Raw genomic sequence first — 12,439 nt, forward strand, 5'->3', positions numbered from 1 at the left:
GCCTGCTGGTAATTGGACCTGTTTTTTGGATTTTGGACATGACTAGCTCCATTCTAATGAGAATTTGTGGATCAAAGGCCAGAAAGCTGTTCTTCAAGCCGTTGTTTGGCGCGGGGCGGCAGACGCCCTGCAAGGAAATCGTCCGGCGCGCCGGCCTTGGAACCCACCTGAATGACCATGACCATTCCCATGGAAAAATGCGGCTTGCACATGACGGCATAGTAGCCTTTGGTTTCAAGCGTGACTTCGAACTCTTCGTTGACTTTGCCGCCAAAAGCGTCTGCCCCCTTGGGGATCATTCCCTTGATGGTTTCGGCATTGTGCCCACGATCCGTCGCAAGGAACTTGATCGTATCACCTGCCGAAACCGACAACGCGGCTGGTTCGAACACCATGTTTCCCGCTTCGCCCTTATTGAGCATGTGCACTTCGTAAGTTTCAGCAACGGCTGCGCCACCGATCGTTGATGCGAGAGCGAGTGCTGCTGTAAGCATTCGTAACATTGGTCTTTCCTTTCAATTGAAACGTCGTTGGTGCACTTTCTATCGAAACGGCAGTGTCGCCTCTTTGCGGATGAACAAACTTCGCTCGCTTTGGGATCAGGCTTTTGCGGGTTCGAGAATGTGCCTTATCCCGCGGAACCGAACGCGGTAGGGTCTGGCTTGAAGGCAATCAGATCGGGGCAATCAGAGCGTGAACAAACTCGACAACACTCTTCTGAAGTCATTGCCGCCCTTCTTGAACCTTGCGCCAGACCAGATCCGGGACATTCTCGAGCGCGCACAGCCAAGGCGTTTCGCGACAGGAGACACAATCTTTGCCGAAGACGGCACCGTGGATGCATTCTTTCTGCTTTTGGATGGCTACGTCCGTGCCGTGCGCATCACAGAGGACGGCGAACAGATCGTTTTGCTTCACATTTCTTCAGGGCAGTTGTTTGGCATTGCAAAAGCCATAGGGCGCACCACATATCCGGCCTCTGCAATTGCCACCGGCGAGTGTCTGGTGTTGTCCTGGCCGACAAGACACTGGGACGAGTTCATCAAAAAATATCCCCGTTTTGCAAGCGAAACCTACAGCACTGTCGGCAGTCGCATGGGCGAGTTGAACAATCGCATCGTTGAAATGTCGACGCTTCATGTCGAGCAACGGGTTGCAAATGCGATCCTGCGAATGGTGCAACAGGCAGGCCGCAAAACCGAGCAAGGGATCGAGATCGACTTTCCCGTCACGCGGCAGGATGTCGCCGAAATGGCAGGCACGACATTGCATACCGTCAGCCGTCTTCTCAGTGCATGGCAAAAGGCCGAGATCATAGCAAGCCGTAGAAAGCTTATAGTGGTGACGGCCCCCCACAAGCTTGTGGTGTTTTCGGAGACCGGCCAATTTCCCGAATAGCGGCGCGCAAATCGTTTCGAAGGACGTCAGGGTCCAGACGATAAATCACGCAGACCTCGTCAAGAGTATGCATAAGGTTGACCGAGCATCCGACGCAGTACATGCCACGGCGTAGAAAGACGCCAATGGTTTCTGGCCGCCGTTGCATCAGCCGTCCGACCGAAAGACCGTCGCGGGGTCGAATTTCGATGGGCATGCATTCCTCCATAAGTTGCCCAAGCCTGCCTCCGATGTGAATCGGTCTCTTTGTCTAGGCTCAAACTTCTGGAGAGTTTTAAGTGCCTCCGACGTGTCGCGGATCCCGAAAACAAAACTGTATGCCCTCAGAGCGAACAGAAGCAAAAAGAGAGAATTGAGCGGGCTGAGTTTTCACATATTGTCGTAGCAACACCATTTCTTCCCTGACGGCAATTTTGGGACAAATCGTGGGAAGGAGGTCTTTGATGCCAAAGCCAAAGCTGTCTCAGCATTCTCTCAGACTTGGAATTCTGTTATCCCTTGGGTTGCTAGGGTCCTCTAGGAGCATCAGTTATGACACGAAAAATCGCGAACAAGGTCTATGAAGGTGAACTTGCGCGCCTACAAATTGAATTGGTGAAGCTTCAGGAGTGGGTGAAACATTCAGGACATCGAGTCGCCATTGTCTTTGAGGGGCGCGATGCTGCCGGGAAGGGTGGAACGATCAAGCGAATTACTGAAGCGTTGAATCCGCGCATATGCCAAGTAGTTGCACTTCCGGCGCCGACGGAACGAGAGAAGTCCCAATGGTATTTTCAGCGATACACAGCGCATCTACCGGCAGCAGGTGAAATCGTCATATTCGACCGTTCGTGGTACAATCGTGCGGGTGTTGAGAGGGTTATGGGGTTTTGCACCGACGAAGAATACACAGAGTTCATGCGAAGCTGCCCAGAGTTTGAAAGAATGCTGGTCCGCTCCGGAATTCAGCTCATCAAGTATTGGTTTTCAGTAAGCGACGAGGAACAGGAGCGGCGGTTTCAGAAGCGCCTGACCGATCCGACTAAGCAATGGAAGCTCAGCCCGATGGATCTGCAAAGCCGCAAGCGTTGGGCGGACTATTCAAAAGCTAAGGACAATATGTTTGCCCACACCGATATCAAGCAAGCTCCATGGTATGTGGTAGATTCTGACGTCAAAAAGCACGCGCGATTGAACTGCATAAGCCACCTTCTCTCACTGATCCCCTATGAGGATGTTTTTAGAGATCCTATCGCGCTGGAGGACCGCCCACCGCAAAAAGGATATGAGCGTCCTCCGATGAGTGACCAGACTTTTGTCCCCGAAGTTCATAAAAAATTGGATTAGAAGGCATAAGCAGCAGCGCTATTGGCAGCAGCGCACAAAAGAGGCGCAAAAACTGGCGGATGGTATCGCGCCAAGGGTTCTTGATCTGGAGGTCAGCTTCAGAGACCAAGTCTATGCTTACCAGGCACTAAATCTCATGGGTGTAGGCGTCGCAGTGCGCGCATTTACCATGCACGAGCTAATTGCTGAAAAGATGCGCCCTGCTGCAACAGCCAATCAGAAAGCGATATCGCCGCCAAGACGTCTACGACACCGCCTATCTGATTGATGACCGTGATTTTGGCGCGGCCGGCAAATCCGAAATTCTGGCGACACTGATCGAAAAATGCCGCAGCAGCGGTATTGAAGCCAACCAAACGTCCATGGACGATCCGGAAATCAAGCGTCGCGCAGCGGCGGACTGGGACACGTTAACCTTGGAAGTGAGTGACCTGCCGAATTTCGAAGAGCGCTTTGTCCTCATGCGCGATCTTTATGTTTCGCTGCCGTCGGATGACCCACAGAACGACTCGTAGTCAGCCCGATGGGGCGCATTTTGGTCGCTGGAGAACCCGGAGCTGACATCATTACCGAACTTTATCGCGTTGCGGGCGAGTTGGTGATCGACAAACCGGGCAATGGCGGCAGCCATGTTTGCAACCTCTTCATCGAGGAGGAATGCTCCAATTTCTTCAAAGCAACAGGATATAAAACCAATTGAACGCAAAACGCTCTAAGCAGTCGAAAGGTCACGAAAAGCTGGCTGAACGTCGGGTTGATTCCGCTACCCGGCCTCATGCTGGAAAACACTTGAGAACTGCTCACGCAATAATTTCTTTTGCACTTTGCCCATAGTGTTGCGCGGTAAGGCGTCGACCACCTCGATCCAACGGGGTCGCTTGAACCCGGCCAAGTCACGCTTGGCCGCATCTTCGATCGCTTTCACATCCAAGGCAGTATTGGGTTCTGCAACCAGCACAGCAATCACACTTTCACCGAAATCTGGGTGGGGCGCTCCGATAACTGCGCTTTCCAGGACGCCGTCGAGATCGTCAAGAAACAGTTCAATTTCCTTGGGGTAGATATTGTAGCCACCAGAAATGATCAGGTCCTTCCCACGTCCGACGATATGGACATAGCCGTCCATGTCGATCAAGGCCAGATCGCCCGTGATGAAAAAGCCATCTGGGCGAAGCTCCTCCTTCGTTTTCTCAGGCATGTTCCAATAGCCTTTGAATACGTTAGGACCGCGCACCTCTAAAACGCCGATTTCGTTGCGGTCCAGTTCGCCTCCGCTTACGGGATCGCAGACTTTTACTTCAACATCGGCCAGAGGAAACCCGACTGTGCCCGCACGGCGGTCGCCGATATAAGGATTTGAGGTGTTCATGCTGGTTTCGGTCATGCCGTAGCGTTCCAGTATCCGGTGCCCTGTCCGTTCGGCGAAGCGTTCGTGGGTTTCCGCCAGCAAGGGAGCGGAGCCCGAGATAAAGAGCCGCATATGGGACGTCATGTCTTTGTCGAAACGCGCATCGTCAAGAAGGCGCGTATAGAATGTCGGCACACCCATCATGGCGGTTGCATCGGGCAGGCGGGCAAGGGCTGTTTCGACGTCAAACTTCGGCAGGAAGATCATGGAACCGGCGGCCAGAAGCATAACATTCGTCGCCACAAACAGGCCATGACTGTGAAAGATCGGCAGGGCATGCAAAAGAACATCGCCGCTTGTAAAACGCCATTCGTCCACAAGCGCTTGTGCATTTGAAGACAGGTTTTTGTGGGTGAGCATCGCGCCCTTGGAGCGACCTGTCGTGCCCGACGTGTAGAGTAAGGCCGCAATATCGTTCTCGACACGGTGTGCAGTTTCGGCAGTATCGATTTGCTTTGACATCAGATCGGCCATTGTGCCGGTTCCGTCGCCCGCAAGTGTTAGAAGGGCGCAGTTCTTTTCACGGGCTATCTCCGCAAGCGCGTCTGCCTCACTAGGATCACAAACAAAGAGCGCGGCGCCGCTGTCCCCAACGAAATAGTCAAGTTCGGATGCGGTGTAGGCAGTGTTGAGCGGCAGAAAGATAACGCCTGCCTGCACACAACCGGCATAGAGCGCCAAGGCTTGGGGAGACTTGTTGATATGCACGGCTACCCGGTCACCAGGAACGAGGCCGAGTGCTTTGAATGCATTGGCAAACTGCGCGGCCATAGAGAGGAAGGCCGAATAGCTGATTGTGCTTCCCTCTGAAACATAAAGGAACGGTGCGTCACTGCCCGCATGAGGGGCGAACAGCGCGTCGTAAAGGTGGTTGCTCATCGTGTTCTATGTCCCATCGCTGCCCCGTTTCTACGGGCGGATCAATTGGTTTTGAGGGCTTCCTGCTCGAGGATTTTCGTATAACGCGCAAATCCCAATGTGACGTGGGCGTGAGCCGCCGCGCGCGCGGCTTCAGTATCGCCGGCGGCGACGGCTTCGGTAATCGCACCATGCTCTTCCAACGAGCGCGCAATATTGGTGGCGATGGATAGCCCGCGCCTGCGGAACAGGTGCATCTCTTTGACGATATTGTCGTAGATCGATTTTGCCCTTGGATTATTTGAGGCTTCGAGAAGCAAGTCGTGGAATTCGATGTTCAACGCATAGTAGCTTTCAGTGTCGTCATTGCGACGCGCGTCTTCCATCTTGTTCATATTCCTTTTCAAGGGCTTAAGAACCCCCCGTCCTGCGCCGCTTGCAACTTCCCGCGCTGCAGCCGAGCATGCCATCGCGAAAATAGCGCCGCGCAATTCGTAAAGGTTGCGCACTTCATCCAACGTCGTCTGGTGAACGAACGCGCCCCGATTGGCGATCAGATCGATAAGGCCTGAATCGGCGAGGGAACGTATCGCTTCGCGGACAGTTCCGCGACTGACGCCCATCGCGTTTGAGAGCGCAAGTTCATTCATCTTTTCACCAGCTGCGAGTTCGCCTGCTTCGATCATCCGCTCGAGTTCACGGCGCACTTCACCTGCCAGAGTCGCACGCTGCGCGCCAATTACTCTTGCGTTCATGTCCATACCCTCTGTTGATTGAACCTGATTATTTTGTCAACAATCAACATTCATATTGTTATTTGCTGATATACCGCATATGTCTTTTGTAACAACCTGAACCGCATGGGGCCAGAGATGAACCAGCTTGCTGAGATTTAAATGACTGACCTTGAAAAAGCCCGCACGTCGACGCCAAGTCCTGCGGGAAGCACCGCCCTAAATGGGTTGCGTGTCTTGGATCTTACCCGGGTCCGTTCTGGACCAACATGCGTGCGCCAGTTGGCGGACTGGGGTGCGGATGTGATCAAAATTGAGGCGCCAGTCGATACGGCGCAGTTTGGTGGCCCAAGATCGGGACCGGACTTTCAGAACCTGCACCGCAACAAGCGCAGCCTTACACTCGACCTTAAAAGTGAGGCTGGCAAGGCCGCGTTTCGCAAGCTTGCTGATACGGCAGATGTGATTGTTGAAAACTTCCGTCCGGCAGTGAAGACGCGTTTGGGCATTGATTATGAGACCTTGTCAAAGACCAACCCGGGCTTGGTCTACGCTTCAATTTCCGGCTTCGGGCAAGACGGTCCGTTGGCAGATCGCCCGGGCTTCGACCAGATTGCTCAAGGCATGGGGGGATTGATGTCCATAACCGGTAAGCCCGGGGAAGGGCCGATGCGCGTGGGCATCCCAATTGCGGACCTCTGCGCTGGTCTTTTAGCGGCTCAGGGCATTCTAGTTGCTCTTTTTGAGCGGCAGCATTCGGGCATGGGTCAATGGGTGCAAACATCACTGTTGCAGGCGCAGGTTTTTATGCTGGACTTCCAGGCTGCGCGGTTTCTGATGGATGGCGATGTTCCCAAGCAGGCCGGTAATAATCATCCGACGTCGATCCCGACTGGTGTCTTCAAGACGAGCGATGGACATATGAATCTTGCCGTCACCGGGAACAATATCTGGGCTAAATTTGCCGAGACGGTCGACCGAAAGGACTGGTTGGAGGATCCCGACTACGCAACTCCGACCGCGCGCTCGGACAATCGCGACGCATTGGGGGTCGAGATTGAGGCCATCACGCAGACGCGGACAACGGCGGAGTGGATCGAACTGTTCACAGCTGCCGGGGTGCCAGCCGGTGAGATCAACGATATCGGTCAGGTGTTCAGCAATGAACAGGTGCGTCACTTGGGTATGGCCCAGCCGGTTGTCAGCCAGGAGCGTGGCGAGACGGAACTGGTCGGACAACCCATCATCATGAGCAGAACGCCAAGTCGGATCGCCAGTCCGCCACCAACAGCCGGCCAGCACAGCGAAGAGTTGCTCCTCGAAATTGGGCTCAGCTCTGAAGAAATCGCTGATATGAAGGCCTCTGGCGCAACCTGAACATTTAAAAAGCGAACCCAACAATGACCACCAAGATACTTACAGAGCAGTCCGGCGACATAGCGCGGATCATCTTCAATCAACCGGAAAAGCGCAACGCGGTGTCACTTGAGATGTGGGAAGCTGTCGAAGAAGCTGCAACGCGTTTTGCCGCCGATGAAACGGTGCGTATTTTGATCTTGTCGGGTGCGGGCGGAAAGGCCTTTGTGTCCGGCGCCGATATCTCAAAGTTTGAAACCGAACGCGGGAGCGCCGAGGCAGTAGATCACTATAATGCTACCACAAAGCGCGTTTATGATCTGATCGAGGCCTTTCCAAAGCCGACTATTGCACAGATTGACGGATACTGCATCGGCGGTGGTGTCGCATTGTCCTTGTCCTGCGACATCCGGATTTGCGGTGAGAAATCACAGTTTGCGGTGCCTGCGGCCAAGCTAGGGCTGGGTTATGGCTTTGCCGGGATAAAGCGGTTGGTGGATGTCGTTGGTCCGTCCTTTGCAAAAGAGATATTTTTTACCGCGCGCCGTTTCACTTCGCAGGAGGCAATGGGGATGGGGCTGGTAAACCGGGTCGTACCTGACGATCAGGTGGCGCAGGTTGCGGAAGAAACTGCGCGGATGATCGCGGACAATGCTCCCATGACTGTAAGTTCGGTGAAATTCATTGTTGCTCAGACCGTTGCTCCGGAAAGTGAGCGTGATCTTGAGGGATGTGCGGTTCGCGTGAAGGCCTGTTTCGACAGTGCAGACTACATTGAGGGCCGCCGGGCATTTCTTGAGAAGCGTAAAGCTAATTTTGTTGGTGCTTGATGGAAAAGGTCGGTTCTGAGCGAATTGATGAGGCTGGCGCACGCGCCCATTTTGAGACGGCCCTTGCGGATCATGCCCAAGAGTTCGAGACGTTCTTTTTTGCGCGCTTTCTTGGCCTAAGGTTCGAGTATTTGCCTCAGGACGTGCCAGGAGAGGACAAAGAAGTCTGCAAACTGACATTTGACGTGACAGATATGTTGAAGAACCCACAAGGCACATTGCACGGCGGAGCGATGGCTTCAGCGATGGATATTTCGATGGGCCATCTTGTCAAGAAAGTCGCAGGCCCTGGGGCCACCATAGAGATGAAGGTTCAGTTCATGCGGCCTGTCCGCGAAGGCACTGTTACCTGTGAGGGGCGTTTCCTGAAGCGAGGGCGCAGTTTGTCCTTTATGGAGAGCCGCCTTTCTGGTCCGGACGGTAAGCTCGCGGCACTTGCTACCGCGACATGGAAAATGCCCTAGCGGCGACCTTTTGGGGTTTGAGCGACATGACCTTCTCATCCGAGCTTTTATCTGATGTGCGATCAAAATTTGCGCATGTCGCGGAATGTCCTTTTGGTGGCCCGCGCGTTTTTTTTGAAAATGCCGGGGGCGCGCTGACGCTGAATTCGGTTGTGGAAACTTCAGGTCGGATGGCGGCCATCCCGGACAATCAGGGGCGCGACAACCCGGCGTCCCATGCGCTTGTCGCAATAATCGACAAGGCAAAGGCCGACATGCGTGTCCTGTTCAATGCGCCCGATGGCCAGTTCTTCGTGGGGGAAAGTGGCACGGAATTATTGTTCCGGCTGATACGGGTGGCCTGTCTTGGAACGCCTGATGGGACGGTTCTGAGCAGTACAGTTGAACATCCTGCCACCCGAAGTGCAGCGTCGAAGTGGGCAGAGACTGCGCGCAAGACCCACGTTCTTATTCCGCATGACGATGCCGTGGGGGCAGTGGATGCCGCTGCCTACTCTACCATGGTGCGCCCAGAGACTCGCGTGGCAACGATCCTGCACACATCACCGGTGACGGGAATGAGCATGGACGTCGCAGCTATTTCGAGGGCGATCCGTGTAGTCTCGCCGGAGTGTTTCATCATTGTTGATGGGATACAGCACGCGGCACACGGGCAGTTGGATATCGAAAGCTATGGCATCGATGGCTATGTGGTCTCGCCGTATAAAGTATTCTCACGTCACGGGTATGGTGTGGCCTGGATGTCCGACCGACTGGCTGCTTTGCCACACGACCATTTGCTTGGTGCACCCGGCGAGCCATGGGAGTTAGGAACCCGTGACACGGGCGCCTACGCAACATTCTCGGATGTTGTGGATTATTTCGAGTGGCTTGGAAGTAAGGTCAGCCACGAAACGGATCGCCGTGCCCGTATCGTGGCGGCAGGACACGCGATCCATGCCCACGAGAAGGCGCTGACGGATGCGATGATTTTTGGGACGGGTAACCTGAAGGGGCTGGCGGATCTTGCCAGTGTCTCCATCATAGGGGGCGTCGAAAACCCACGTCGCGAGGGTCTTGTGTCGATAGCTGTTCAGGGACAGGCCGCGCGTGATGTTGTCACAAAGCTGCAAATGCGCGGCATCCGCACCCACACCCGCAAGGCGGACCACTATTCGGGAAATATCCTTGACCCTTTGGGCATGCCTTCGGCGATACGGGTGTCGATGTGTCACTACAATTCCACTGGAGAGGTTGCGCAATTTCTTCAGGCGATGCGCGAGATTGTGGAAGAGGGTGCCTAGTCCGCTGCGAGGCTGGTGAGTTGATTGAAAAGGGCTGGGGTGATTTCCAGCCCTTTTTCGCGGGCGATGTCAAAAGCTGCCATTGCCCGGGCGCCAGGAAACCTGATGGGTTGGTTTGGGTCGCTTTGCCCGGAGTTGGAAAGGCTTTCTGAGGCCGTGCGCATCTGATGAGAGAGTTCCTCGGGGTCCATGATTTTGCGCGTATCGATCAGAACAAACATCTGGCCAAGGTTTTGTGGCTTTTCAGGTGATCGTACGGAATTCGGAATAGCCGAAAGCATGGCCGCTCCTGAAAGACCGCCGGCGAGAAGATCAAGGCAGAGAGCGAGCCGGCTTCCTTTTGCGCCTCCGATGGCTTGCATCAAGCCTTCCAGCGCTTTGGCCGGGTCTGTCGTTGGTCTGCCATTGATATCTGTCGCCCAGGTCTCGGGGATGGTTTCACCCGCTGCCGCCATCGCGCGGACGCGAGATCGCGACACAACGGACATCGACATATCAAGAAGCACAGGCGCTCCGCCCGGGTTTGGCATGCCAATGCCCAATGGGTTGTTGCCGATCGCCTGGCGCTGGCCACCCTCAGCCGCGATCATTGGAGCGGTATTCGACGTGATAATTGACGCCATCCCCGCCCGGCTTGCCAGAAACAGGTAGGGGGCCAATGCACCAAGATGGTTTGCGTTTCGACACAAGACGACTGCTGCGCCTTGAGTTTCAGCGACTTCAATAGCAGCATACAACGATTGATGTGCCACGGCGGGGCCAAGTGCGTTTGCGCCGTCTACAGTGCGGATCGACGGCGCAGTCGCTGTAATTTTCGCGACGGCCGAGGCTGTAATGCCGCCCACTTTCATCCGGTCACGATAGGTTGCGACGCGAGACAACCCATGTGTGTTCAGTCCCATCATCTGGGCAATCGTCAGAATCTCCGCAGCGGCTGCTGCCCCCGTTTTAGGCACACCCGCACGCTCGAATGCGCGGGCCACAAGTTTCAAGGCGTCCTGCTCGGACAGGCGCATCCCTAAATCCCCGCGTTCTTGGCCTCTTCTGCACGCCTACTGAATTTGTTCAGGAGCGGAAGTATTCCCACCAGCACGACCGTGACGCCGATGATCCAGAGCGAGGCAGGTCGCTCGATGAAGATGCCGAATGAGCCGCGCGAAATGGTCAGCGTCTGACGCAGTGCTTCTTCTGCCAGTGGACCAAGGACCAATGCCAGAACCAGAGCCGCCGGAGAGAAGCCGTAAAGCCGCATGAAGAAGCCGGCAATACCAGCCGCGAACATGATGTATGTTTCCACGAACGACGCGTTCACGCTGAATGTGCCTAGCGTGCAGATCACAACAACTGTTGGGCCGAGGATGCGGTAGGGGACCTTGATAAGTTGCACAAAGAGTGGGATCGCAAAGATGCTGATTGCAAGCAGGGCCATGTTTCCAAGGTACATTGATGCAATCAGGCCCCAGGCGAGTTCGGGGTTTTGCTCCATGAAAAGCGGCCCCGGTCGCAATCCCCACATCAAGAAGGCGGCCAACAGAACGGCTGTGGACGCCGAGCCCGGGATACCAAGTGTCAAAAGCGGGATCATCGCTCCGGACGAGGCTGCATTGTTCGCTGTCTCGGGAGCCACAAGGCCCGCCATTTCCCCCTTGCCGAAGTTCTCGGGGTTCTTCGAAATTGATCTTTCGACGGAATAGGCCATCAGCGAGGCGATCGTGGCGCCAGCGCCTGGAATGACCCCTACGATGAAGCCAAGTATGGAATGGCGAACCATAGTCATTCGGGTCGATATATAGTCCTGCGCCGTGGGCCAGAACCTTTCTTCGTTGTCGTATTGGACAATCGACCCTGATCCGGATTTGTGGAGACCCTGATAAAATGCATAGAACAATTCACCCAAGCCAAAGAGGCCGATTGCAATGGGGATGAAGTAAATGCCACCAATGAGTTCAGCCGAGCCAAATGTATAACGGCCCTGTCCGGTTTCTAGATCAACGCCGACCGTACCAAGGGCAAATCCGATGAGCGCGGAGATCACGCCAAGCCGCCAATTGGATCCGATCATTACGATAAGTGTAAGCATCCCCATAGTTGCCAGCAGGAAGTATTCTGGCGGTCCAAAACTTCGCGAGACCTGAGCAAACATTGGCGCAAGGAGGGTGATCATGATCACACCGACAGTTCCTCCGACAAAGGAGGCAACTGCTTGCATCACGAGCGCGGGTCCGGCTCTTCCCTGCTTGGCAAGCGGAAAGCCGTCAAATGTGCTGGCAACAGTTGCGCTTTCGCCAGGTGTATTCAGAAGGATTGATGTGATCGTGCCTCCGTACATTGCCCCATAGTAAATTGCGGCAAGCATCATGATGGCCCCCGTCGGGTCCATTCCGAAGGTGACGGGCAAGAGAATTGCCAGACCTGCCGACGGGCCGAACCCAGGGATGACCCCGACAACCATCCCGACCATTGCACCGATCAAAAGGTAGAGCATGTTGATGGGCGAAATGGCTACGGAAAAGCCCATCATGAGATCGCTGAAAATGTCCATCTAGGGCACTCCTGGTCGCGGAAGCGTTTCCGCGCGAATTATGAGAACGGCAGATTGTAGAGAGCGGGCGGCATGTTGGCGTTTAGCACTCGGTCGAACAGTATGTAGACTGTACTTGGAATGACGACGGCAAGGATGGCGTTTTGCAGATGTTTGCCTTCGTTGACGAAGAAGAGCGCCACACCGAGGTAGATCACAGAGGCTGGGAACCCTCCCAGAAGGCGCAGTAAGACCGCATAG

Annotated in this window: 15 protein-coding genes; 8 read left to right on the plus strand and 7 right to left on the minus strand. The window is 54.9% G+C overall.

Annotation, left to right across the window (positions count from 1 at the left end; all coding sequences use genetic code 11):
• Window positions 1-71: 71 nt before the first annotated feature.
• Window positions 72-503 (minus strand): pseudoazurin, encoded by a 432-nt coding sequence (locus Q1B15_RS02165; RefSeq protein ID WP_299749450.1) that lies wholly within the window; start codon window positions 501-503, stop codon window positions 72-74.
• 190 nt (window positions 504-693) lie between these two features.
• Here Q1B15_RS02165 and Q1B15_RS02170 point away from each other — a divergent pair, with 190 nt between their 5' ends.
• Window positions 694-1,398: a Crp/Fnr family transcriptional regulator gene (locus Q1B15_RS02170; protein WP_299749453.1), complete on the plus strand. Its 705-nt coding sequence runs from the start codon at window positions 694-696 to the stop codon at window positions 1,396-1,398.
• On the opposite strand, the gene Q1B15_RS23280 is transcribed toward Q1B15_RS02170, so the two are convergent.
• Window positions 1,334-1,606 (minus strand): hypothetical protein, encoded by a 273-nt coding sequence (locus Q1B15_RS23280; RefSeq protein ID WP_366141649.1) that lies wholly within the window; start codon window positions 1,604-1,606, stop codon window positions 1,334-1,336. The two genes, Q1B15_RS02170 and Q1B15_RS23280, sit on opposite strands and share 65 nt — an antisense overlap.
• A 323-nt stretch (window positions 1,607-1,929) precedes the next feature.
• Between Q1B15_RS23280 and ppk2 the strand changes: the two genes are divergently transcribed.
• The 3 genes from ppk2 to Q1B15_RS23285 all read left to right on the plus strand — a co-directional run bounded on the left by ppk2 (window position 1,930) and on the right by Q1B15_RS23285 (window position 3,424).
• Entirely contained in the window at window positions 1,930-2,724 is a 795-nt protein-coding gene (gene ppk2, locus Q1B15_RS02175) for a polyphosphate kinase 2 (RefSeq protein ID WP_299749455.1), read from the plus strand.
• 182 nt (window positions 2,725-2,906) lie between these two features.
• Window positions 2,907-3,239, plus strand: a complete 333-nt coding sequence (locus Q1B15_RS02180; protein WP_299749458.1) for a hypothetical protein — start codon at window positions 2,907-2,909, stop codon at window positions 3,237-3,239.
• Window positions 3,240-3,247: 8 nt separating this feature from the next.
• Window positions 3,248-3,424: a hypothetical protein gene (locus Q1B15_RS23285; RefSeq protein ID WP_366141650.1), complete on the plus strand. Its 177-nt coding sequence runs from the start codon at window positions 3,248-3,250 to the stop codon at window positions 3,422-3,424.
• 63 nt (window positions 3,425-3,487) lie between these two features.
• Here Q1B15_RS23285 and Q1B15_RS02190 read toward each other — a convergent pair whose 3' ends face one another.
• Both Q1B15_RS02190 and Q1B15_RS02195 read right to left on the minus strand, forming a co-directional pair.
• A complete protein-coding gene (locus Q1B15_RS02190; protein WP_299749461.1) occupies window positions 3,488-5,011 on the minus strand; it encodes a malonyl-CoA synthase in 1,524 nt (507 codons plus the stop codon).
• Between the two features lie 41 nt (window positions 5,012-5,052).
• Entirely contained in the window at window positions 5,053-5,745 is a 693-nt protein-coding gene (locus tag Q1B15_RS02195) for a GntR family transcriptional regulator (protein ID WP_299749463.1), read from the minus strand.
• 141 nt (window positions 5,746-5,886) lie between these two features.
• Here Q1B15_RS02195 and Q1B15_RS02200 point away from each other — a divergent pair, with 141 nt between their 5' ends.
• Genes Q1B15_RS02200 through Q1B15_RS02215 form a run of 4 tightly spaced genes read left to right on the plus strand, consistent with a single transcriptional unit; the run spans window position 5,887 to window position 9,657 of the window.
• A complete protein-coding gene (locus tag Q1B15_RS02200; RefSeq protein WP_299749466.1) occupies window positions 5,887-7,101 on the plus strand; it encodes a CoA transferase in 1,215 nt (404 codons plus the stop codon).
• Window positions 7,102-7,124: 23 nt separating this feature from the next.
• On the plus strand, window positions 7,125-7,910 hold the full coding sequence (locus Q1B15_RS02205) for an enoyl-CoA hydratase (protein WP_299749469.1): 786 nt from the start codon (window positions 7,125-7,127) through the stop codon (window positions 7,908-7,910).
• Window positions 7,910-8,374: a PaaI family thioesterase gene (locus tag Q1B15_RS02210; RefSeq protein WP_299749472.1), complete on the plus strand. Its 465-nt coding sequence runs from the start codon at window positions 7,910-7,912 to the stop codon at window positions 8,372-8,374. Before Q1B15_RS02205 ends, Q1B15_RS02210 begins: the two co-directional genes overlap by 1 nt.
• Window positions 8,375-8,400: 26 nt before the next feature.
• Window positions 8,401-9,657 (plus strand): aminotransferase class V-fold PLP-dependent enzyme, encoded by a 1,257-nt coding sequence (locus Q1B15_RS02215; protein ID WP_299749474.1) that lies wholly within the window; start codon window positions 8,401-8,403, stop codon window positions 9,655-9,657.
• Here the strand turns inward: Q1B15_RS02215 and Q1B15_RS02220 are convergent.
• The 3 genes from Q1B15_RS02220 to Q1B15_RS02230 form a co-directional block, all read right to left on the minus strand.
• A complete protein-coding gene (locus tag Q1B15_RS02220) occupies window positions 9,654-10,673 on the minus strand; it encodes an Ldh family oxidoreductase (protein ID WP_299749477.1) in 1,020 nt (339 codons plus the stop codon). The genes Q1B15_RS02215 and Q1B15_RS02220 overlap by 4 nt on opposite strands.
• A gap of 2 nt (window positions 10,674-10,675) precedes the next feature.
• Complete coding sequence (locus Q1B15_RS02225; RefSeq protein WP_299749480.1) at window positions 10,676-12,199, minus strand: tripartite tricarboxylate transporter permease; 1,524 nt, start codon at window positions 12,197-12,199, stop codon at window positions 10,676-10,678.
• A 38-nt stretch (window positions 12,200-12,237) separates the two neighbouring features.
• The coding region (locus Q1B15_RS02230) for a tripartite tricarboxylate transporter TctB family protein (protein ID WP_299749483.1) at window positions 12,238-12,439 on the minus strand (202 nt) is incomplete at its 5' end.

Origin of the sequence: uncultured Boseongicola sp., from assembly GCF_937988555.1 — a bacterium.
Lineage (GTDB): Bacteria > Pseudomonadota > Alphaproteobacteria > Rhodobacterales > Rhodobacteraceae > Boseongicola.